Origin of the sequence: Salinimicrobium marinum (genome assembly GCF_014651535.1) — a bacterium.
GTDB lineage: Bacteria > Bacteroidota > Bacteroidia > Flavobacteriales > Flavobacteriaceae > Salinimicrobium > Salinimicrobium marinum.
In genome coordinates, this window is the sequence record NZ_BMXB01000002.1 from 450,259 (window position 1) to 472,289 (window position 22,031).

16 protein-coding genes are annotated in these 22,031 nt (G+C 40.2%); 10 read left to right on the plus strand and 6 right to left on the minus strand.

Annotation, left to right across the window (positions count from 1 at the left end; translation table 11 throughout):
- The first annotated feature begins 195 nt into the window (after positions 1–195).
- A complete protein-coding gene (locus IE056_RS05965; RefSeq protein ID WP_189603766.1) occupies positions 196–672 on the plus strand; it encodes a hypothetical protein in 477 nt (158 codons plus the stop codon).
- Positions 673–1,002: 330 nt separating this feature from the next.
- On the opposite strand, the gene IE056_RS05970 is transcribed toward IE056_RS05965, so the two are convergent.
- Positions 1,003–1,734 (minus strand): class I SAM-dependent methyltransferase, encoded by a 732-nt coding sequence (locus tag IE056_RS05970; RefSeq protein ID WP_189603767.1) that lies wholly within the window; start codon positions 1,732–1,734, stop codon positions 1,003–1,005.
- Positions 1,735–1,980: 246 nt separating this feature from the next.
- On the opposite strand from IE056_RS05970, the gene IE056_RS05975 reads away from it, so the two are divergent.
- The 5 genes from IE056_RS05975 (at position 1,981) to IE056_RS05995 (ending at position 6,644) form a co-directional block, all read left to right on the plus strand.
- Positions 1,981–2,709 (plus strand): hypothetical protein, encoded by a 729-nt coding sequence (locus IE056_RS05975; protein WP_189603768.1) that lies wholly within the window; start codon positions 1,981–1,983, stop codon positions 2,707–2,709.
- Between the two features lie 127 nt (positions 2,710–2,836).
- Positions 2,837–3,403, plus strand: a complete 567-nt coding sequence (locus tag IE056_RS05980) for a hypothetical protein (RefSeq protein WP_189603769.1) — start codon at positions 2,837–2,839, stop codon at positions 3,401–3,403.
- Between the two features lie 151 nt (positions 3,404–3,554).
- A complete protein-coding gene (locus tag IE056_RS05985) occupies positions 3,555–3,815 on the plus strand; it encodes a redox-active disulfide protein 2 (protein WP_189603770.1) in 261 nt (86 codons plus the stop codon).
- A gap of 41 nt (positions 3,816–3,856) precedes the next feature.
- Complete coding sequence (locus IE056_RS05990) at positions 3,857–5,077, plus strand: alpha/beta hydrolase-fold protein (RefSeq protein ID WP_189603771.1); 1,221 nt, start codon at positions 3,857–3,859, stop codon at positions 5,075–5,077.
- A 940-nt stretch (positions 5,078–6,017) separates the two neighbouring features.
- The gene (locus IE056_RS05995; protein WP_189603772.1) at positions 6,018–6,644 is read left to right on the plus strand and encodes a chloramphenicol acetyltransferase; all 627 of its coding nucleotides are present in this window, start codon (positions 6,018–6,020) and stop codon (positions 6,642–6,644) included.
- Positions 6,645–6,702: 58 nt separating this feature from the next.
- On the opposite strand, the gene IE056_RS06000 is transcribed toward IE056_RS05995, so the two are convergent.
- Complete coding sequence (locus IE056_RS06000; protein WP_189603773.1) at positions 6,703–6,900, minus strand: hypothetical protein; 198 nt, start codon at positions 6,898–6,900, stop codon at positions 6,703–6,705.
- 364 nt (positions 6,901–7,264) lie between these two features.
- Here IE056_RS06000 and pta point away from each other — a divergent pair, with 364 nt between their 5' ends.
- The 3 genes from pta (at position 7,265) to IE056_RS06015 (ending at position 11,140) form a co-directional block, all read left to right on the plus strand.
- Positions 7,265–9,358 (plus strand): phosphate acetyltransferase, encoded by a 2,094-nt coding sequence (gene pta, locus IE056_RS06005; RefSeq protein ID WP_189603774.1) that lies wholly within the window; start codon positions 7,265–7,267, stop codon positions 9,356–9,358.
- 107 nt (positions 9,359–9,465) lie between these two features.
- The gene (locus tag IE056_RS06010) at positions 9,466–10,656 is read left to right on the plus strand and encodes an acetate/propionate family kinase (protein ID WP_189603775.1); all 1,191 of its coding nucleotides are present in this window, start codon (positions 9,466–9,468) and stop codon (positions 10,654–10,656) included.
- A 163-nt stretch (positions 10,657–10,819) separates the two neighbouring features.
- A complete protein-coding gene (locus tag IE056_RS06015; RefSeq protein WP_189603776.1) occupies positions 10,820–11,140 on the plus strand; it encodes a four-helix bundle copper-binding protein in 321 nt (106 codons plus the stop codon).
- Positions 11,141–11,344: 204 nt separating this feature from the next.
- Here the strand turns inward: IE056_RS06015 and malQ are convergent, their stop codons facing one another.
- The 4 genes from malQ to treZ form a co-directional block, all read right to left on the minus strand.
- Entirely contained in the window at positions 11,345–12,877 is a 1,533-nt protein-coding gene (gene malQ, locus IE056_RS06020; RefSeq protein ID WP_189603777.1) for a 4-alpha-glucanotransferase, read from the minus strand.
- Positions 12,874–15,546 (minus strand): malto-oligosyltrehalose synthase, encoded by a 2,673-nt coding sequence (treY, locus tag IE056_RS06025; RefSeq protein ID WP_189603778.1) that lies wholly within the window; start codon positions 15,544–15,546, stop codon positions 12,874–12,876. Before treY ends, malQ begins: the two co-directional genes overlap by 4 nt.
- Positions 15,543–17,972, minus strand: coding sequence for a DUF3536 domain-containing protein (locus IE056_RS06030; protein WP_189603779.1), 2,430 nt, complete (start codon positions 17,970–17,972; stop codon positions 15,543–15,545). The genes treY and IE056_RS06030 overlap by 4 nt, the downstream gene beginning before the upstream one ends.
- Positions 17,973–18,052: 80 nt before the next feature.
- Positions 18,053–19,861: a malto-oligosyltrehalose trehalohydrolase gene (gene treZ, locus IE056_RS06035; protein WP_189603780.1), complete on the minus strand. Its 1,809-nt coding sequence runs from the start codon at positions 19,859–19,861 to the stop codon at positions 18,053–18,055.
- Between the two features lie 188 nt (positions 19,862–20,049).
- Between treZ and IE056_RS06040 the strand changes: the two genes are divergently transcribed.
- Positions 20,050–22,023 carry an alpha-1,4-glucan--maltose-1-phosphate maltosyltransferase gene (locus IE056_RS06040; protein WP_189603781.1) on the plus strand — a complete coding sequence of 658 codons (1,974 nt, stop codon included), beginning with the start codon at positions 20,050–20,052 and terminating at the stop codon, positions 22,021–22,023.
- Positions 22,024–22,031: the final 8 nt, after the last annotated feature.

The window sequence follows — 22,031 nt, forward strand, 5'->3', positions numbered from 1 at the left end:
GGCAAAACTAAATGTGGAAGATATAATATGGAATAAGAATGTGCTCGAATGAAATCTTCGATTTTTAATTTTTGGATTTGATTTTTAGAATTCCAAATTTGAGCGGGAGTTTGTATTTCCCGTTTTAACGAACCCTTATCATTACTTAACATCCATATTTTTTAAATTGTATAAAAACCTTAAAATAAACAACTTATGAAAAATATCATTTTTATGCTATCATTCCTCCTGGTAAGCATTGGTTATGCACAGGATAGAAATAATAACGAGAGTGAAAAACAAAACTATGAGAATGAACCCAATTATTATGAAGTGGTGGATACGACCAGTTACACGCTGGATAAACAGCAATACATATTCAGTCCTACAGAAAACGGTGTCAATGTAAAGCGTGTAGACGAGGAAGATGGTGAGATTGATCTTGGGGATCTTCGCAGAACCACTACCGACGGATTTTACATCATGACCTCTACTCCTGAAAACCAATCTTCCTTCGGAAGGTTTGACAGCGAGGGAAATTTCCGTTCCTACCGATACGATCCGGAATCGGATTCTGTGATCGAGGAGAATTTTGAAATTCAGGATCCTGTTGAAAGAAGGGATCAAAATCGAAGAGATAAAAGGGGCAGAAAGGATAACAGAAGCAACAATTCCAATAACCGGAATAATTAATAAACTATTCTATCTACCTGAAGTAAGGCGTTTTCATTTATTTAATGGAAGCGCTTTTTTTTCGTATTAAAGCGACGAATTCACGAATCCTTTGCGTGAAAAAACCAACTGAGTAAATTTTCCAATTTAAAAAGAGTTCTCAGTCGCCAAATGACAGCAGAAAATCATTCGTGCATTTGTAATAAAACCCTGAAGTATTTCTTTATATAGAAACCTTTTACGTCCTAATACCAGTACCTTGCGCCCTGCAGGAATCCTTGCATTAGCAAGAATTCGATTAAGAATTATTTGTGCATTCATGGGTAACAACACACAACAGAAACTAAAATTTTATTCCTTCTTCCCCGCTCGAAACAGCACCGGAAACGAAATTTTCCCTCGTTCCCCGAAGCTCTGCTTCAGATCATCATAGATAAGATCTACCGGAATTTCATTATTGGCTTTTTCATAATGTTTTACAGCACTCCATGTTTTCAAATACCCCACCAACCGCTCCAGGCTCCAGTCCATTTCATTCCTGAATTCCGGAGCCTCTATCTCCTTAAACGGAAACGGGATAGTTCGGTATTCCTCATCAAGGTATTTCCGCTCTTTATCCCAGTAAGAGCCGATGACCTCACGGTAAAAATGATTTATTACTTTATTGGTGGCTTCATTGCTTTGGAAAAGTCCATACCCCATGACAGCGATGATTCCGCCGGGTTTTATTGTACGGCTGACTTCCTTATAAAAACCATCAAAATCAAACCAGTGAATCGCCTGCGCCACGGTGATTAGATCGAAAGAAGCATCCGGAAAATTAGTTTTTTCAGCCCTTTGCTTGGAGTAGTAAACATTCGGTTTGTTTTGTGCGTTCATCAGTTGTTGTACACTAATGTCTGTTGCATACACCTTCTGAAAGATGTTTGACAATCGCGCTGCTACCTGGCCGTTTCCCGTGCCGCAATCCCAGGCCTGTTCTTTGGACGTAACCGCTTTTCTCAGGAATTCATAGATCTCCTCAGGATATCCCGGTCGGTACCTTGCATAATCTTCAGATTTGGTGGAAAAGTTGTCTTTCATGTAAAATTATTCTGTACCCAAATATACTTCATGGAAAGATGAATAAATCAATAGTTTAATCTCTATACCTCATTCCTGAGAAAAAATCACGTAAATCCAGAAAAGTTTAAGATTTTATTTAGATTTACTCCTGCAGTTCGATACCCCGGTTCTTCCCTACACTCCGGATTTTTCAAAAGCAGCTTAGAATGAAACTGTTTTACCTGTACGATACATCATATATAAATTTTACTTTCATTCAAAAAGATGAAAAAGTCAACCTCCTGCCTCCTGGTATATTTGTTCTTTCTTTCTCTTAGCTGCTACAAAGATGATGAACCCAAAAATGGAATAACAGCAGAAAATATCGAACAGGATCTCTATTTCGGAGATGAATTTCAAATCGAGGCAAGTTCCAACACACCCATTACATACGCCACAAATGAAGAGTATCATGCGAGGGTTTCAGAATCCGGGCTCGTTACAGCGGGATTTGTTGGGGAAACTTTTATTACGCTCTCTAACGACAATGACAGCCACGAAGTCCCTGTCACTGTAAAACCGAAAAGCACGCTTTACCCGGAGCCAATCATGGACTTTGGAATTTCCAAAAGCACCCTGATCGACGAATTGGGCACACCTGAAACTGAAAACGAAGATGCCATAGCTTATATGGATCATTCAGCGGCGGCCCCCATGATCATCTATTCCTTTGATGAAAACGATCAACTAAACAGCCTGGGAGTGCTGGTGGAAACGACCTACAGTTCAGTTTTAGGGGTTTTCCTGTCTGAAAGATACTTACCTGCAAATCCAGATAATCTCATCTTTATAAATGCCCTGGAAGAACCCAAAGCGACCTTGCTTATTGATGCAGAATTATACAGCCAGGAGTACTGGCTGGTTATTTATCTGCCATACCCTGCCACGAAAATGAACAAGGATTCTAAAAGGAAAATATTGTCCGACGATATTGATGAGCTTTATAAGCAATAGTAGCTAAGCAGTTATAAATACTTAATTAAAACAAAAAGAACAATTAAATGTGGTATTACATTTACAACTACGTTGTGCGTCAGCAAAAACTCGAAACTCTTGATATATTTAGTTTAAATTTATTAATATGAAAAGATATGTAATTACTGCGATCCTCATTTTGTTGAAAATGAATTCTTATTCTCAAATTCCAATAGAAAAGTCTAAAGATTATTTATTTCAAATACAAGAAAATTACATAAGGACATATAGAATTTTTCCTACAGGAAATATGTGGTATTTTATTAAATTGAATACACAAACTGGAGAAATGTGGCAAATTGAATTTGATCAAAATAAAACAAAGATATCAGAAATTCCTTTGAACAGTTTAGCGTTAAACGAAGAACAGATAGAAATGGATAATAGATTTACTCTTTTTCCAACTCAAAATAATTGGACTTTTTTACTTCTTGATCAACTATATGGAAAAATCTGGCAAGTCAATTGGGATACAAAACCTGAAAAAAACGAGATTGTTCCTTTAAACAATTCATCGCTGATTGAGGAACAAAAAGAAATTGAAAGTAGATTCACTCTCTATCCAACTCAAAATAGCTGGAATTTCTTACTACTTGATAAAATAGATGGCCGACTTTGGCAAATTCGTCGGTCTAAAAAATCTGGAGGAAAAGAAATTATACCAATCCAATAAATAGTTTGGTTTATAATTATGTAATGAAATATGCCGAACGCACAACAGGGTATAAAAACAACGCTTAAACCTGTCTTAAATCGAAAATCCGTGCTCGCGTGCAACACCAGCTCCTGTTTTATTCGACCTTATTTTAACCAACCCTAATATTATGAATCAAAAAGAATTATCAAGTTTAAGTATTGAAGAGCTTAAAAAAAAGAAAACCGCTATAAAAACAGTTTCCTATATGCTCAGTATAGTGTTAATAGGCTCATTAGCTTTCTTTATCTTTATTTCTATCCGAGATGGGGCTACACCCTTAATTGCAGTTCCTTTTGCTCTTTCAGCAATTCTCCCAATGAATTTTAAAAATTTAAAATCAATTAAAAGGGAAATAGAATCCCGGAATCAGGAAGTGATCGGAGAATAAAATAAATTGACGCTAGACGAAATTTAAAAACGCCACTAAAAATGAAATTTCACCTGTTATTCAGCTTAATTACAATAAGTTTTTCGACCTATTCTCAATCCCCAATTACAATTGGACACACGGAGACCATACATTCTGAAATACTGAATGAAGACAGAGTATTGGAAATATATCTACCTAAAGGCTATGAAGACTCGAACAAGACATATCCGGTGTTATATTTACTGGATAGTTTTTTAAATTTCAGACATGCCGTAGCTTCAGCTGAATTTCTAGGTTTCGACCGACGAATTCCGGAAATGATTATTGTAGGAATACGGAATACACAACGTAACAGAGACCTAACACCTGAATCTCCAAAGCTTGATTTAAGCCAACGGGAGCGATTAGGCACCGTTGGCGGAGCCGATAACTTCCGGGCCTTTTTAGAAAAGGAATTAATGCCTCATATAGTAAGTACGTATAAAGCTGCGCCTTACAAAATAATCTCAGGACATTCTCTTGGTGGTCTTTTCAATGTGCATACTTTCTTTAAACAACCCGGGTTGTTTGATGCCTATATTACCATAAGCCCAAGTTTGTGGTATCCCAATGATGTCATTTCTCAAGAATTTAATGATGTATTCCCGAATCCTGATAAAATGAACCAGACATTTTATATGACTCTTGCCAATGAAGTTAGTGGAAATATGCGAGGTAATGTTATCAAACTAAGTGGAGAGTTCGAAAATTATATTAATACTCATGAAGATACAGGCCTTCGGTTTCAATACAACCCTATGCCCGAAGAAACACACCTCTCTGTAGGTTTGCCTTCTGTGTTTTTTGGTTTACGTTTCATTTTTGAACCTACACAATATAAAGTTCCTAAAACCGAAGAAGAAATTATAGCTCAGGGAGGCCCGGAAAAAGCCATTGAAAATATTGTCACTTATTTCAATGAGGTATCTGAAACCTATGGGTTCGAAGTCACTAATGAATATGCTTTAACTGATATGGGCTTTGCCTTATTAAAACACGAAGATTTTAAACATTATGCACTAGATGCCTTCAAAGCCAATCTTGATGCACACCCAAAGTCCTACGATGCATATTCTGTATTAGGAATGGCCTACGAAAAACTTGACGATTTTCAGAAAGCAAAAGAAAATTACGAAATAGCTTTAAACATGGTAATGAAAACAGAAAACCCGGAATGGCAGTTCTACAAATCCGATTTAGATAAGATTGAGAAGAAAATAAAAGCAAAGACTGACAAGTAGCGATTGCAACGCCTCAGTGCCCTGCGAAAAATGAGGCTCACACTGTTTTTTCCTTGATAAATCTAATTCTTGAACATGAGGAAGTTCGGAATTATAACCTGTTGAATATTAAATTGTTACTGAAAGACCACTTTAAAAACATGATTGAAAAATATTAAATAGTAAGAAAATAAATTATTCTTCAAATTTGAATGGAGATAATTTAAAGCAAAAGATTGAAAGTGTCTTTACGCAAAGTACTTTAAGCATGGGTGGAAAATTCACAAGTCAAAATGAATTTATAGCATTCGATAAATGGTCGGTTATGTCATGGTACGTCTCGAATTTTAAAAGGAAATCGGCTTATTTGAAGGGAAAGATTATAGAATCAGACAAAGGAACATTGGTAAAATTAAATTTTAAACCTAATACAATGTTGTCCGTTTTTCCTATTCTTTCAGTATTGATCGGAATAATTACCATGATAATAGCCGAATCAACTCAATTTTTAATTATTGGATCAATCTTCATTTTAGTAGGGATTTTCTATTATTCAATGGGCATCTTTTCAAGAAACCGACTACAAAACATTTTTGAGAAAAGTATAGATGTACAAATAGTTTCAGGGGAATTAAAGGTGCAATAAAAATGCATACCATTTGCCAAAAAACATAGTTAACCGGTTCAAAATCAGAATACCGGTCTCTTTTGCAGAACTATAATTTTCTGCATTTATTAAACATTTGCTACTGCCTGAATCGCACCACCACTCACCATCCAAGAATAACCTGGAATCCCAGCTAAACCTTCTAACCCGGTGTTCCGGCTTTCTATAATTGTTTTACCTTGCACGCCGTTTTAAAGATGATGCCTCCTAGCACCGGGAGACCCGATATACGTTTGAACAACATGGTCAGATTTAAAGTCAGGAGCATTAAAAGGACTAACAACTAATCAAAAGATGAAAATAATAGATATTGAAAACTGGAATAGAAAAGAACATTTTCATTTCTTTTCGAAGATGGCCAGTCCATTTTTTGGGATCGTGACCGAGGTTGATTGCACTCATACTTTTAATTCCGCAAAAAAGAACAATCTTTCGTTTTTTGCTCAATATCTTCACAAGTCAATGATCGCTGTAAATTCTGTTCCGGAATTAAAATATAGAATCGTAGAGGATCAGGTGATTGAGTTTGACAGGATAAATGCCGGAGCTACAATTGGAAGAAGTGACGGCACTTTTGGCTTTACCTTCGTGAATTTTACAGAGAACTTTGAAATTTTCAATGCCGAATTACAAAAGGAAATCCTGGAGGTAAAAAATTCTACAGGGTTAAGGCTCAATAATGATGATCTCACGAAAGATCTCATCCGCCATTCAACAATTCCTTGGAATTCCTTTTCAGCATTACTGCATCCCACCAACCTCGATCCCAAAGAGTCGGTGCCCAAAATTACCTTCGGAAAATTCAGTATTCGCAATAACAGAAAGTACCTTCCGGTTTCTATTGAAGCCCATCATGGATTGGTGGACGGTTTGCATTTAGCCAAATATCTTGAAGAATTTCAGAGACAACTGGATTTATAAAAAGCCAGGAAAGTAGAAATAAAGGCCGGCTCAGCAATAATAGGGAATTAGCTCCTTATTAATCCAAATCCATTTCTTTCAGCCTCTCCTGATAAGATTTTATCTTCTCCATTTCATCACGTACTTCATCGACACTTGCCCCCAATCCGGATAGACCTGAAGCGGTTGCACCTCTATACTGGTTTTCCAGTTTATTTATTTTGTCGGTCAGTTCTATCATGCGTAATTTCAGCAAACCTAAGAGGTACTTTTTCATAATAACTATTTTTAAGTGTACCTTAAAATTACAACTTTACCTGTAAAAAATTGCTGCGTGGATTTTATATTGTTAAATCTTCGATATCAGGATCTTACGTGACCTGAAAGTAAAACTTTATTATTTCTTTACCTCTTTCTCTTTTGTCCTCCCGGCATTTATAATTAATTTCAGGGCAAAACAGCAAGAGCTCCTGTTTTTCCGCCATTTCTGACCCACGTCATATTTGGATGCAGGGAAATCAGTTAATTTTGCCGCGGAATATGCAGCACTTAATAAACCTGCATTTCCACTCACATTTTCTAATTATAGAAAATTCAGAAAATTTATAAAGAACCTTATTTTTGAATTAGAAATCTATCACATGAACAAAGGAATTTATATTGCCACCCTGGAACCCCACAGCGGGAAATCTTTGATATCCCTCGGACTAATGCGCACCCTACTTGGAAAAACTGTAAAAGTCGGTTATTTCCGGCCTATCATTAAAGACTCAAACAACGGTGAGCGGGATAATCACCTGGATACGGTTTTGAGTTATTTCAACCTGGAGTTGCCTTATGAAGATAGTTTTGCCTATACCCGCAGCGAGGTGATCCAGAAGCGGAATGAAGGTAAAACCGGAGAAATCATCGATAACATCATCCGGAAATATAAAAAACTGGAAGATAGTTATGATTTTGTATTGGTGGAAGGAAGTGACTTTTCGGGCGAAGGCAGTGTGTTTGAATTTGATGAAAATGTTTCGATCGCAAAAAACCTAGGTACGCCGGTGATCATCGTTGCCAGTGGGGAAGGAAAAACCAAGGAAGCCCTTATGGGAAGCCTCCAAATGGCTTACCAGACTTTTATAAATAAAGACGTGAAGGTCATGGCTATGGTGAGCAATAAGATCCAGCTGGAAAATCTTCCGATAGCCACCAACGGCATGCGGGATTTCCTGCCAGACAATGTGGAGGTTTTCGCCCTGCCAATGATCGATACCCTAGGCAACCCAACGATCAAGGAGATTGTCGAAGTACTTAACGGGAAGATCCTATTTGGGGAAGAATTTCTTGACAATCAAAGTGGTCACTTTGGAGTGGGTGCAATGCAACTGAGAAATTACCTGAACCACCTGAAACATGAAAGCCTGGTAATTACTCCCGGAGATCGTGCTGATATAATTTTAGGGGCTTTACAGGCAAATATCTCAAGTAATTATCCAAGGATTTCGGGAATTGTTTTAACTGGTGGACTCCTTCCGGAAGATTCCATAATTAAACTTATAGAAGGATTATCCCAGGTTGTGCCTATCATTTCTGTTGAAGAAGGCACTTTTGCCGTTACCAATAAAATAGGTTCTATTAAATCGAATATCTATGCAGACAGTATTCAGAAAATAGAAACTTCTATCAGCACTTTTGAAAGGTATATTTCAATAGATCCTTTAATTGAACGGTTTATCAACTTTGAACCCAGCGGGATCACTCCGCGAATGTTCCAGTACAGCCTGGTAAAAAGGGCGCAGCAGGAAAAGAAACACATTGTGCTTCCGGAAGGAACAGACGACCGGATTCTAACAGCTGCTTCCCGCCTTATTGCGATGGACCTGGTAGATATTACGCTGCTTGGAGACGAAGAAACCATCAGGAAGAAAGTAATGGCTCTTTCTCTTCCCATGGACTGGGACAAGATCTCCATGATCAACCCTACCACATCCGATTATTTTGAGGATTATGTGCAGACGTTCTACGAACTAAGAAAACATAAAAATGTAAATCACGATATCGCCCGCGACCTTATGAGCGATGTCTCATACTTCGGAACTATGATGATCCATAAAGGACATGCAGATGGGATGGTTTCGGGAGCCGTACACACCACTCAACATACCATCCGCCCATCCTTACAGTTTATCAAAACCAAGCCGGGAGTTTCGGTTGTATCTTCCATTTTCTTTATGTGTCTTGAGGACAGGGTTTCTGTGTTTGGAGACTGCGCTATTAATCCAAACCCTACTGCGGAAGAACTTGCAGAGATCTGTATCTCTTCTGCTGAAAGCAGCCGTGCCTTCGGAATTGAACCTAAAGTGGCAATGCTTTCCTACTCTTCCGGAAGCTCCGGAAAAGGTGAAGATGTGGACCGCGTTCGCGAAGCTACAGAGATTGTAAGAAGGCTGAAGCCAGATCTTAAGATCGAAGGTCCTATCCAGTATGATGCTGCCGTGGATCTTTCCGTAGGGAAAAGCAAGCTACCGGATTCTGAAGTTGCCGGGCAGGCCAACGTATTGATCTTCCCTGATCTTAACACCGGCAACAACACGTACAAAGCTGTACAACGTGAAACCGGAGCTTTGGCAATCGGGCCGATGCTTCAGGGATTAAACAAACCAGTAAACGATCTCAGCCGTGGTTGTACCGTGGATGACGTTTTCAATACTGTGATCTTAACAGCAATCCAGGCACAGGGGATTTAAAAGGTATATGTATAATGTAAATTGCATTAAGGAGCACATTGTACAACAATACAATATACAGTATACCAATCAAGTGTCTCAAATCTAACATCTCATATCTAATAAAAATGAAAAACATATTAGTCATAAATTCAGGTAGTTCCTCATTAAAATTTCAGTTAATCCAGATGCCCGGGCAGGATGTACTGGCTTCGGGGCTGGTAGAACGAATCGGGCAGCAATCGGGGACGATCCATTATAAATCTGATGCTTTTAATACTTCCAAGGAAATGGAAATTGCAGATCATTCTGTAGCGTTAAAGGAAGTGACCAACCTTTTGATGGATCCGGAAAGCGGCGTCATCAAAAATGCCGATGAGATTCCGGCCATTGGTCACCGCGTGGTTCATGGAGGAGCTTCCTTTTCAGATACCATCATTATTGATCAGGATGTAAAAAATACCATCAAAAGACTCTTTTCCCTTGCTCCGCTTCATAATCCGCCAAACCTGAAAGGTATTGAAGTGGCCGAAGAAGTTTTTCCGAAGGCAACTCAGATAGCTGTTTTTGATACTGCTTTTCACCAGACCATGCCGGCTACAGCCAAAAAATATGCAATTCCTAATGAATTATACGAGAAACGATTTATCCAGGTGTACGGATTTCACGGCACCAGCCACAAATATGTTTCAGAAAAAGCTATTGAGAAATTAGGAAAGGAAAATTCAAAAATTATAAGTGTCCACCTGGGGAACGGCTGTAGTATTACGGCTATCAAAGATGGTAAAAGTGTGGATCATTCCCTTGGATTCGGTCCGGTAAACGGGCTTATCATGGGTACCCGAAGTGGTGATATCGACCAGTCGGTGATCTTTTACATGGTAGAGCAGCTGGGCTATACCACTAAGGAAGTGAGTAAGATCCTGCATCACGAAAGTGGCATGCTGGGCCTTACCGGGTACAGCGACCTTCGGGATATTGAACGCGAAGCTGCAAACGGAAATCGTGAATGTCAGCTTGCCCTCGAAATGAATGCCTATCGCATCAAAAAATATATTGGCGCATACACGGCCGGGATGAATGGCCTGGATGCTATTATTTTCACCGCCGGGATTGGAGAGAACAGTGACGTGATTCGCCGAATGGTATGCAAGGATATGGATTACCTGGGAATCGAACTGAATAAAGAGGTAAACAGCCTGCGTTCCAAAGAAATAAGGGAGATAAATTCAGATAATTCGAAGGTAAAGGTATTTGTGATCCCTACCAATGAGGAACTGGAAATAGCCAAACAGGTATTTTCCCTGGTAACTGAATAAGCAGGAATTTCATAAGATCTGCTCACGAGCTTCGGAAAAAAAGTTTTTGATTGACCATTTTTAGTACTCCTTTAAATAATGTTTAACAGCAGTTATTCTCTGTGGTAAAGATCGTTTGGTATCTTATACTAACTGATTTTTAAACCAATAAAGAATTACTATTATGAAAAACGAACAATTATTAGGAGCATTATCTAATTGTATAAATCATTGTAATCACTGTGCAGATGCCTGCCTTGATGAAGATAATGTGAAGAAAATGGTGCCTTGTATAAGGTTAGACAGAGTATGTGCTTCAGTATGTGCCACTGTAGCAGATGTTTTAGCTACAAATTATGAGGATATCCAGGTGCTTATGAATTACTGCGTGGAAATTTGTGAAAAATGTGCTGGCGAATGTGAAAAGCATGAAGCAGATCATTGTAAGGCCTGTGCAGAAGCTTGTAGAAAATGTGCCGAGGCATGTAAATCTTATGCTGCATAAGCTAAGCTAAAATCAGCATAATCAAATAAATAAGAAAGTTGTTTAAAAAGCTAAACACTTCATTCTAAAACTTCCGGTATTTTTGGAAGAAACCGAATGAAATATCTTTTTAAACAACTTTTTTTTATCAACTACAAAGCCGAAGTCTTCGAAAGTAGCCCTATTTGACGCTCTTACCTATTTCCTGATTTTCTTCTTCCTTTTTCATTTTTCTGTTTTTTTCTCCCTTTCAGGCTGCTGGTAGCGACCAAACAAGATGTTCATTTCTCTTAAGTCCCCGGCGCGGGTCTTGGGAAATTCCTCGGGAGTTACCCGCCAGCTCCAGTTGTTACTGGTAGTACCGGGAGTATTCATGATGGCCTCCTCCCCCAGTCCTATGATATCCTGAAGTGGAACTACAGCCAGTTTTGAAACCGAATCCAGGGCTATCCTGTGCAGGATCTTGTGTACGGTTTTTACTGTCACTTTTAGTCCTGTGTAATCCTGAAGATGTTTTTTTTCTACTTTTCCTGCATTGTTAAACCAGCCCACACTTGTATTGTTATCATGTGTTCCGGAATATACCACGCTGTTGGGGATATGATTAAAAGGCAGATACGGATTGTTTTTTCGATCCTCTCCAAAGGCAAAATGCAGCACTTTCATCCCTGGAAAATTAAATTTTTCGAGCAGCTTATACACCGGCTCATCCATCAATCCCAGATCTTCTGCGATCAAAGGCATATTAGGAAAATCTTTTTTAAGTAATCGGAAAAATTTTGTTCCTGGGGATTTAACCCATTTCCCGTTGATGGCTGTGTCATCGCCGGCAGGCACTTCCCAGTACGCTGCAAAAGCCCGGAAATGATCCAGCCGAACCAGATCGAACAAAAGCAAATTCTGATGGATCCTGTGGAACCACCAGTCAAAATCATTCGCCTCCAGGACTTTCCAGTCGTAGACCGGCGTGCCCCACAGTTGCCCGGTTTCACTAAAATAATCGGGCGGCACCCCAGAAACCTTCGTAGGCATCTTATCTTTTTCCAGTTTGAAATAAGCAGCATTTGCCCAGCAATCGGCGCTGTCGTGGTTCACATAAAATGGAATATCTCCAAAGAACTGCACTTCCTTTTCGTGAGCATACTCTGTAAGGGATTTCCACTGAGAAAAGAACAGGAACTGAATGAATTTCTCTTTTTCGATTTCTTCACAAAGTTCCTTTTTAGCCGCTTTCAGGGCTGTTGGTTTCCGATCCCTCACTCCTTCCGGCCAGGCAAACCAACCCGCTTTTTCGTACTTTTTCCGAAGAGATTTATATAAACTGAAATCCTCCAGCCAGGCTTCATGTTCTTTGCAGAATATCGTGAATGCTTTCGGCTTTTTCTTCTTCTTTTTGAACTCCTTAAAGGCAGCTTCGAAAAGCTTCTCTTTATACTCCTGAACTACCTTAAAAATCACTTTTCCGGAATCAAACTTTTTTGGTTTAGGAAACTCGCTGAGGTTCAAAAATCCTTCTTTTTCCAGTAACTCCGGACTTATAAGCAAAGGATTCCCTGCAAAAGCCGAAAAACTGCTGTAAGGAGAATGACTGTAGGTCTCATCGGTAGGATTCAAAGGCAGTAATTGCCAGTATTTATGTCCGCTTTCGGCAAGAAAATCCACAAACTCATAGGCTGCCGGGCCTATGTCGCCAATCCCGAAGGCTGATGGCAGGGAGGTGATGTGTAATAAAATTCCACTACTTCTGTCTAACTTCATTCAGTATTGTTTTTTAGCAGGGCCATGGGAAATTCTGAACATAATGTATTGAGTTCAACTTTTCCTTCTGTTGAAATCTGTCCCTGTGTAAATTCGTTCAGCCATTTTTTAGGTGCTTCTGCAGGTAATTGCAGGTAGGAACCTTCCAGTTCTTCTGGTTTCGGAATTAATTTTCCTTCAGCTTCAAAAACGGAATTCACCAGCACCGGTACTACGACCACACACCATTTTTGATCCATTTTTCGGGCAAAAGCAATAAAATTTTCAGATGCTTTTCCTGATATTTCCAAAGGCAAATATTCCCCTTTTTCAAAAAGCTTTTCATTCTTCCGTCGTAAATTCAGCGCCTTAAACAGGCTGTACATTTTAATTTTTGCATTACTGAAACTGGTTGTAAAAGAGCTGATCTCTTTGTTTAGATCATCCTTATTATACGACTTAAAATCAGTAATATATCTTTTTCTCAGATCGTAATCTACCGGTCGCCTGTTATCTGGATCTACATAACTAAGATCCCAGAATTCTGTACCCTGATAAATATCCGGAACACCCGGAACCGTCACTTTGAGCAGCGTTTGCCCTAGGGATTTCACAGCCCCCAGAAGAGCTATTTTCTTCTGAAAAGGATCAAAGGATTTCCGGAATGCGTCATCGTTTAGAATTGCTTCTGTGAATTCAAAAACAGCCGACTCATATTCTTCATCGGGATCTGCCCAGTTGGAATGAACTTTCGCCTCTCTAAGTACTTTTTGAAGATAATCTTTCGTTCTGGTCAAAAATTCTTCATCGGCATTTTGATCAAAGGGCATACCTCCTAAAAGCGTCTGATAGATAAAATAAGTCTCATTAGGCCCCGGCCCGCTGTCTTCTTTCCGTAAGTTCTGAGTGATCTTATTCCACTCTTCGACTTTAGTAAACCACTCTTCAGGGATTTCACTCAGCACGTTAAGCCGCATGCGGGCATCTTCTCCGCGTTTGGTATCGTGTGTGGCTGTGGCATTGACAGATAACGGAAAATCTTTTTTCCGCTGCTGCATTTTTTGATGGAAACCTTCAATGGAAAGTCCGAAATTCTCGGGGGAATCTCCTACTTCATTGTGCGAGACGAGTCGGTTAAAAATATAAAAACTGGTATCTTCCACCCCTTTTGCGGCCAAGGGTCCTGTAAATTGCTGACAACGATGTAAGAACCGGAACATCTTCTCCTGGTCCTTTTCAGCTTCTCCAAGGAAGATCTTTTTCAGGACTTCCAGGTCCTGCCGGTATTCTTTCTTAAAATTAACCGCATGTTGAAAAGCCTGTTCAATGGTCTTTTTCTGAAGCTCATCCAACGGAAACTTTTCTGGATAAATTCTATAGACCGGGAATCCTGCCAAAAAGATCCCCAGGACTTTTTTCCACTTTTCCTCATCCTGCTCCTCTTCAGGAAGCAGCTGATTATCTTTTAACATTAGCCACAAATTATGTAGCTCTCCTCCCATTCGTTTCTTCAGGATAAACAGCTTTTTATCATACACGAGATCCTCATATTCCGGAAGCCTTGGTATAATTTTTTCGTAAGCTTCCGTAAACTTTTCTTTATTATCTGCCTTGGTGAACAGCTGATTCACTTCAGCAAGAAAATCATATCCGCTGGTGCCCTGTACCGGCCAATCCAGGGGCAGGTTTTCATCCCACTCAAGTATCTTTTCCACAATGACGTAAAAATTATCACCTAGAGCCTTCCGCAGCATTTTGGTATAGGCTGCAGGATCCAGGAGTCCATCGATATGGTCAATTCTGAGTCCGTCTATTAAACCTGATTCGCACAGCTCCAGGATGTAATGATGATAGGTCTTAAAAACTTCCGGATCTTCCATGCGCAGGCAGATAAGATCGTTAATGGTAAAGAACCGCCTGTAGTTGATCTCCTGCTCTGTCTCCTTCCAGTGGCAGGGTTTAAAATACTGCAGCTCTAAAATTTCCTGCATACTTTCCTTTGAATTCCTGATTCCTCTGATTGCCTCCCTCACCTTGGACTCCAGCTGAGGCGTATCTTTGGCTTCCCGGTAAAAACCTGTTTTAAGGTCTTTCCATTGCATATCATTTCCCGAAAAACTGCTGAACTTTTCTTTCCAGCCGTTGATCCCGGTTTTCTCCAGAATTTTTGAATAGGACCGAACACTTAAGGGATAACTGTGATCAAAATAGTTCAGGGAAAAACCCTCCCTGTCAAAATTCAGCTTGAGATCGTTGCTTTCAAGCACCTCTTCCAGTGGATTCCCGAGAAAAGGCGACATTATCTTTCCCCAGCCTTTGTAGTCCCAGTCAATATCGAAAAAATTGTAATATTTGGAATCGGGGCCCAGCTCAAAAATATCCCGCAACCACGGATTGGTACCATCAAATGCCATGTGATTTGGAACGATATCCTGCAGCCAGGTCATTTTTTTCTCCTTGAGTAGCTCACTAAGAAGCCTAAAATTCTCTAAAGTACCTATTTCACGGTTGATCTTATAAGGATCTGTGATGTCATAGCCATGCGTACTTCCTTCCCGGGCCTGAAAAAACGGAGCCGAATAAATAGTAGAGATCCCAAGCACTTCCAGGTAATCTACGATCTTCCAGAGTTCCTCAAGCGGGAAATCCGGAGATAATTGGATCCTGTAGGTAGAAGATGGTGATCTCATATCACTGCAAGATTTAATTTCCCTTCCAGTTCCCTGAAAGCTTCCACCCATTCCGTTGCCTTTTCGTCATTGCCTGATTCGCTCTTCTTTAAGAAATCAGAAAAAGATTCTTCCCTTATTTCATAGGCAATATTCTGTGCCTGCCATCTGTTAATTTGAATAGGGCCATCCTTCAAAATATCTATTAATTCGTTTACACATTTAAGGGTATCAATATCATCGGGATGTTCTTTTAAAATTTCCATTAAACTATCCAGTCGCTTATCACTTAGGAAATTAAGGGTCACCGCATCAAGGTCCACATCTATTAATTCGGCAGATCTTAACTGTCTTTCAAATTTCACCAGATTGAATTTTTCCTCTTTAAGCAGATTCATAAGGCGTGTATTCACAACGGTACTTACCGGACTTTTTAACCTGTCGGGTGCTTCCATATTGATTTCCTTGTATGCCTGAAGTAAAGGATAGGAATTCTCATAGAGGATCTGCATGGCCCCTTCTGCATTTTTAAAAGTATTTTCCATTACCAGTTCCATGATGCTTCGCTGCTCGTCACGGAATAAATGCCAGAAAGAATAATTATGATTTCCGAAGTAATCGTCCATGATATTGAAGATTTCATAGATATTCCCTTTCTTAAACAATTCGGCTACCGTATTATGTAGCTTTTCAAGCGCTTCGGCTCCCATATACTCTCTTACACCTCCAAATAAATGCCGGTCTCCAAGATGAATCACGGCATAAGAAATATCTACTTTTTCCCAGGTAATGTCCGACCGGAATTCGGTACGACCAATCACCAGTTTCTGTTTTCCGGCTTCGTAGTAATATTTGGTCTTGACTGCAGCACTAAAATTGTACAGGCTCACTTCTGTTGGAAATTCTTCAAAAAGGGAAGAAACAGCATAATGGGCTCCAATCCGAATCATGTCCAGGGCCATTGGCTTCACGAACTTATTGTATGCCGTTAGCACATTTCCATATTCTGGAATGTTGCTAGGAATCTTTTCCAGGAGTTTCACGAAATCATCTTCATAATTTTTACCACTAATTTCCTCCGCGAGTTGCACTGCCCGGGTGGCATAGAATACATCCTGCATGGACTCGATTCCGGTGACCTCATCAAAGAACCAGCCGCAACTGGTGTACATTAACATGGCATGGTACTGCATTTCCAGCAGTTTTAGCAACTTTATTTTTTCTTCTTCAGAAAGCTCTTTTTTGATATTTTCCCTTAAAAAAGAAGCTACATTTTCCTGATCCCTGTTAAGGATCACATGAATGTATTTATCTCTTACCCTCCATGGATCATCTGTGAACTTCTTCATTTCTTCCTCGTAAAGGGTAATGAGGTTTTCACGCACCCAGTCAAAGGTATTTCTTAAGGGCTCGCGCCATTTCTGGTCCCAGTCTCCATTTCCGCCGGTGTTACAACCACAGTCGCTTCTCCATCTTTCTACCCCATGATAACAACTCCAGGAGGTATCTTCAATAATTTCTGCTTCATATTGTGGCGGGTGTTTTTCAAGAAACTCCCCATATATGGTAAGCTGTACATCCTCTTCTTCTTCTATATGGTGGAGGCAATATGAAAGTGCCATTTCCCCAAAACTGTGATGGTGTCCATAACTCTCTCCATCTGTGGCAATATGCATAAGTTCTACCTCATCATTTTCTGATATCTGCCCTTTCAGGCGGTCAGCAAAACGCTCTCCGTTATCCAGCAATCCTTCAAAAGCAACCCCCTGTGAAGCAGGTCCGTCATAGAAGAATAAGGTGATCTCGTTTCCAGAAGGAAGTTTACACAAATAAGGTTTCTTAGGGTCTACCTTTGCATCTGTAGCATCTTCCCATTCTTTTGTCCCTATTTTCCGGACTCTTTTTGCCTGATACGGGGACAAGATCGTGAATTTGATCCCGTGCTTTGCCAGCATTTCAAGCGTACTGGTATTGGCAGCTGTTTCCCCCAACCACATTCCTTCCGGAAAACGGTTGAATCTCGATTTAAAATCCTCAATTCCCCAAATTACCTGGGTTTCTTTATCCCTATCATTGGCAAGCGGCATAATTAAATGGTTGTATGCCTGCGCCAGTGCAGATCCATGGCCCGAAAATCGTTCCTGGCTCTCTTTATCTGCGTCAAGAATTGCCTGGTAGGACTCGGGAGCTTCATTTTTCATCCAGGCCAGCAAAGTTGGTCCCATATTAAAGCTCATACGAGCATAATTATTAATGATCTCTTCGATCTCTCCTTCAGAATTCATGATCCTGCTGGCAGAATTCCTCCGGTAACATTCGGCATTAATCCTGTGGTTCCAGTCGTGGTATGGATAAGCCGAATCCTGGATCTCAACTTTGTTAAGCCAGGGGTTTTCGCGTGGTGGCTGATAAAAATGACCGTGAACGCATATATACTTTTCTTTCATATTATTTTTTATTTGGTTTAGCGGGGAGCGAAACTTTATTATAAGATATATTTATTTAATAGTTCAAACAATGCTGTGTTTTAACTTTCACAAATAATTAAAGAAGAGGCCGGTAAGTTCACCGTATCCCCAGACCTATATTTCTCCTGAAATTCCTGCGATCCCTGCCATTTCTTAGCCGCAGAAGCCAAAACTACTTTCCAGCTCCCTTTTTTCTTCGGAAGGATTACTTCCTGTTCTTCGGAATTAAAGTTAAAAACAGCATAAATCCGGTCTCCGGAAACCAGCATCATTTGCCGCTCCTCATCTGTTTCGATACTTATATCCTCTTTTCTGAGGACATTAAAAGCTCCGTTCTTTCTTAGCTGAAGTAACTCCTTATAATATTCGAAAATGACAGATTTGGTTTCGTCTTCCCGAAAGTTCCAGTTAAGTTTGGAATGATTGAAGGTATCTTCTGATTGCGGATCTGGAAATTCTCCGGTTTTGTCGAAAAAGTACTGAAATTCCCTTTTTCTTCCTTCCTGTACAGCCTTCACCAGATCGGAGTCACCGTGACTCACGAAATACTGGAACGGATTATCTTCAGCAAACTCCTCCCCCATAAATAGCATGGGTACGAATGGCGCCATTAGAAAAATTCCGGAAACAAGTTTTTGTTGCTCAAAGGATATCAACTGTGATAGCCTGTCACCCAAAGGCCGGTTGCCCACCTGATCGTGATTCTGAATACAAACAACAAACTTTGAAGGTGCAAGCCCCTTCGGACTGTTTCCAACCGACCTTTTCCGGAAGTTGGAATAAGCACCGTCATAAACAAAGGCCTGTTTAAATGATTTTGCCAGTTTGTCCAGGCTTCCGTAATCGGAATAATAGCCCTCATTTTCTCCGGTGATCAAGGTATGCACTGAGTGATGAAAATCATCCACCCACTGCGCTTCCAGGCCAAAGCCTCCTTTTTGATACGGATTTATAATTTTTGTGTCATTAAGGTCGCTCTCTGCAATTAATGTGTATTTTCTTCCAGATTTATCTTCCAGCTCATCAGTCTTCTGGCTTAGTTCTTTCAGGAAATGCCGGGCGCCAAGATCGATGATCTCGTGAATGGCATCCAGCCGCAAACCGTCAAAATGATAATCTTCCATCCACATGATAGCATTCTGAATAAAGAAATTCCTTACCTCATCGGCGTGTTGATCATCAAAGTTAATTGCTTTTCCCCATGGAGTTTCGTATTTTGAAGTGAAATAAGGACCAAATTCAGAAAGATAATTCCCTTCCGGCCCCATGTGATTGTACACAGCATCGAGAAGAACCGCAAAGCCCTGTTGATGACAGGCATCGATCATTTTCTTTAATCCTTCTGCCCCACCATAGCTGGCCTGGGCCGCATAAGGATATACGCCATCATATCCCCAGTTCCTGTTTCCGGGGAATTGAGAGATTGGCATGATCTCAAGCGTATTTACTCCAAGTTCCTTTAAATGATCCAGTTTACCGATTACAGCCTCAAAAGTTCCTTCGGGGGTAAAAGTTCCAACATGGAGTTCATAGATGATCATTTGAGAAGTAGAAAGCCCTTTCCAGCTTTCATCTTTCCACCGGTGGGCATGTTGATCTACGGTACGTGACCAGGAATGGACGCCTTCGGGTTGAGAACGGGAGGCAGGATCTGGATATTCTTTTTCTCCATCAAGCCGAAACTTATATAAGGTACCCGGTGTTACTCCGGAAATGTTTTTAATCCAGTATCCCGATTCATCTTTTTCGAGTGGTTCGGCATCCTTTTTCTCCTTCCATACAACCTCCACCTTTTCTGCTAAAGGTGCCCAAACGGTAAATTTACAGGTGTCTTCATTAATATATTCAGCTCCTACTTTTCTTCCCATAATTTATCAATTAACTCTTATCTCAAATCTAAGCAAGGATAAAGAAAGTTATGGGGTGTGCTTCAAGGTTTAGTATTTTTTTAACTGCTGATTTTTACTGACTTGCCTAAATTTAAGTACTTTAAGATATATACCGGAATCTTCTTCGGAATATCTTGAAGAAACAAACCATCAAAAATAGAAATTGCATGAACTGGGAAGGACACAGAAGAGTAAGTATAGATAATGTAATGCCTCAAATAGACTGCGGGCATTATCCTATAAAAAGAACTATTAATGAAGAAGTAAAAGTAGAAGCAGACATATTTGCCGATGGTCATGACAAGGTTGATGCCGTTATAGTTTACCGTCAAAAACAAAAAGGCCGCGGAAAAGAAAAGAAATGGCAGGAATCTCCCTTGACCTTTTCAGAGAATGATCACTGGTCGGGATCATTTAAGGTAGACGACACCGGTGACTATGAATATACCATTGAGGCATGGGTGGATCATTTTGCGACCTGGCAGTACGGACTTAAGAAAAAATATGACGACAGCCAGCCTATACAAACAGAACTGCTTATAGGTGCAGAGATGATGGAAGACGCACTAACCCGCGCTTCCACCCCCGACAAAAAGAAAATAAAAGCTTGGATCAAACTGCTTCGAAGTGAAAAAAATGAAAATGAAGCGGTTACAGAAGCATTGAGTAAGGAAGCAAAAGAGATCATGTACGCATCCCGTGACCGGGAAAAAGCACATAGATTTGACAAAATCCTTCCGCTTCGGGTAGAACGTAAAAGAGCATTGTTCAGTGCATGGTATGAATTCTTCCCAAGATCTACTTCTCCCAATGAAGGAGAACACGGAACTTTCAAAACCAGCGAGGCCATACTTCCTGAGATTGCGAAAATGGGGTTTGATGTCATTTACCTACCGCCCATTCATCCTATAGGTAAAGCCCACAGGAAAGGAGTAAACAATGCCACCCAGGCACAGCCCGATGATCCAGGCTCTCCATGGGCAATTGGGTCAGAAGAGGGAGGCCATAAAGCAATACATCCGGAGCTGGGTAGTCTGGAAGATTTTCAAAGTCTAGTGCGCAGGGCAAAAGAGCTGGATATGGAAATCGCCATTGATTTTGCCATACAGTGTTCCCCCGATCATCCTTATGTAAAGGAGCACCCGCAATGGTTTAAATGGAGACCCGACGGAACAGTGCAGTACGCCGAAAATCCACCTAAAAAATATCAGGACGTTTTACCGGTAAATTTTGAAACGGAAGACTGGGAAAACCTCTGGAAAGAACTTAAGAGTATTGTGGATTACTGGATAGACAAAGGAGTAAAAATTTTCCGAGTTGATAATCCGCACACCAAGTCCTTTATATTCTGGGAGTGGCTAATTGGGGAAATTAATAAGGAGCATGATGATATTATTTTCCTTGCAGAAGCCTTTACCCGACCCAGAGTAATGGAAAAACTCGGGAAAGTAGGATTCAATCAGTCCTATACCTACTTCACCTGGAGAAATTCCAAAGAAGAATTCGAGGAATATCTTACTCAGCTGACAAAAACTGAGATGAGGGAATATTACCGACCAAACTTCTGGCCCAATACTCCCGATATCCTTCCAATATCCCTGGAAGACAAAGAGGAGCCTTCTTTCATTATAAGGTTGATTCTTGCCGCCACCCTTTCTTCTAACTGGGGAATCTATGGACCTCTCTTTGAATTAGGATTAAATGAAGCATACCCCGGAAAAGAAGAGTACACCCGTTCAGAAAAATATGAAGTGAAACACTGGGACTGGTCCAAAACCACCAAAATAAAAGAAGTGATCGCAAAGATTAATAAGATCAGGAAAGAGAACGAAGCGCTTCAAAGCACCTGGAACATTGAATTCTGTGAAACAGATAATGATCACCTACTCTGTTATTCCAAAATAGACCAGGAAGCAAATAATAAGCTGGTGATCGTGGTAAGTCTCGATCCTCAGTACAGTCAGTCAGGCTGGGTGAAAGTTCCTTTAAAAAGGCTGAAACTGGAGGAGCATCAACCTTTCGAGGTGCACGATCTGCTAGCTGATTCCAGATATACATGGCAGAACGAATGGAATTATGTGGCCTTACACCCGCAATCAATTCCGGCTCATATTTTCAGAATAGAAAGAATTAAAGCATAAATAACCAA

Bases quoted from the DNA above. Each gene is read 5' to 3' on its own strand.
- IE056_RS05990 (WP_189603771.1), top strand. From the start codon at position 3,857: ATGAAATTTCACCTGTTATTCAGCTTAATTACAATAAGTTTTTCGACC.
- IE056_RS06030 (WP_189603779.1), bottom strand. From the start codon at position 17,972: ATGAAAGAAAAGTATATATGCGTTCACGGTCATTTTTATCAGCCACCA.
- IE056_RS06040 (WP_189603781.1), top strand. From the start codon at position 20,050: ATGAACTGGGAAGGACACAGAAGAGTAAGTATAGATAATGTAATGCCT.
- IE056_RS05980 (WP_189603769.1), top strand. From the start codon at position 2,837: ATGAAAAGATATGTAATTACTGCGATCCTCATTTTGTTGAAAATGAAT.
- malQ (WP_189603777.1), bottom strand. From the start codon at position 12,877: ATGAAGTTAGACAGAAGTAGTGGAATTTTATTACACATCACCTCCCTG.
- IE056_RS05995 (WP_189603772.1), top strand. From the start codon at position 6,018: ATGAAAATAATAGATATTGAAAACTGGAATAGAAAAGAACATTTTCAT.
- IE056_RS06015 (WP_189603776.1), top strand. From the start codon at position 10,820: ATGAAAAACGAACAATTATTAGGAGCATTATCTAATTGTATAAATCAT.
- IE056_RS05970 (WP_189603767.1), bottom strand. From the start codon at position 1,734: ATGAAAGACAACTTTTCCACCAAATCTGAAGATTATGCAAGGTACCGA.
- IE056_RS05985 (WP_189603770.1), top strand. From the start codon at position 3,555: ATGAATCAAAAAGAATTATCAAGTTTAAGTATTGAAGAGCTTAAAAAA.
- IE056_RS06010 (WP_189603775.1), top strand. From the start codon at position 9,466: ATGAAAAACATATTAGTCATAAATTCAGGTAGTTCCTCATTAAAATTT.
- treY (WP_189603778.1), bottom strand. From the start codon at position 15,546: ATGAGATCACCATCTTCTACCTACAGGATCCAATTATCTCCGGATTTC.
- IE056_RS06000 (WP_189603773.1), bottom strand. From the start codon at position 6,900: ATGAAAAAGTACCTCTTAGGTTTGCTGAAATTACGCATGATAGAACTG.
- IE056_RS05975 (WP_189603768.1), top strand. From the start codon at position 1,981: ATGAAAAAGTCAACCTCCTGCCTCCTGGTATATTTGTTCTTTCTTTCT.
- pta (WP_189603774.1), top strand. From the start codon at position 7,265: ATGAACAAAGGAATTTATATTGCCACCCTGGAACCCCACAGCGGGAAA.
- IE056_RS05965 (WP_189603766.1), top strand. From the start codon at position 196: ATGAAAAATATCATTTTTATGCTATCATTCCTCCTGGTAAGCATTGGT.
- treZ (WP_189603780.1), bottom strand. From the start codon at position 19,861: ATGGGAAGAAAAGTAGGAGCTGAATATATTAATGAAGACACCTGTAAA.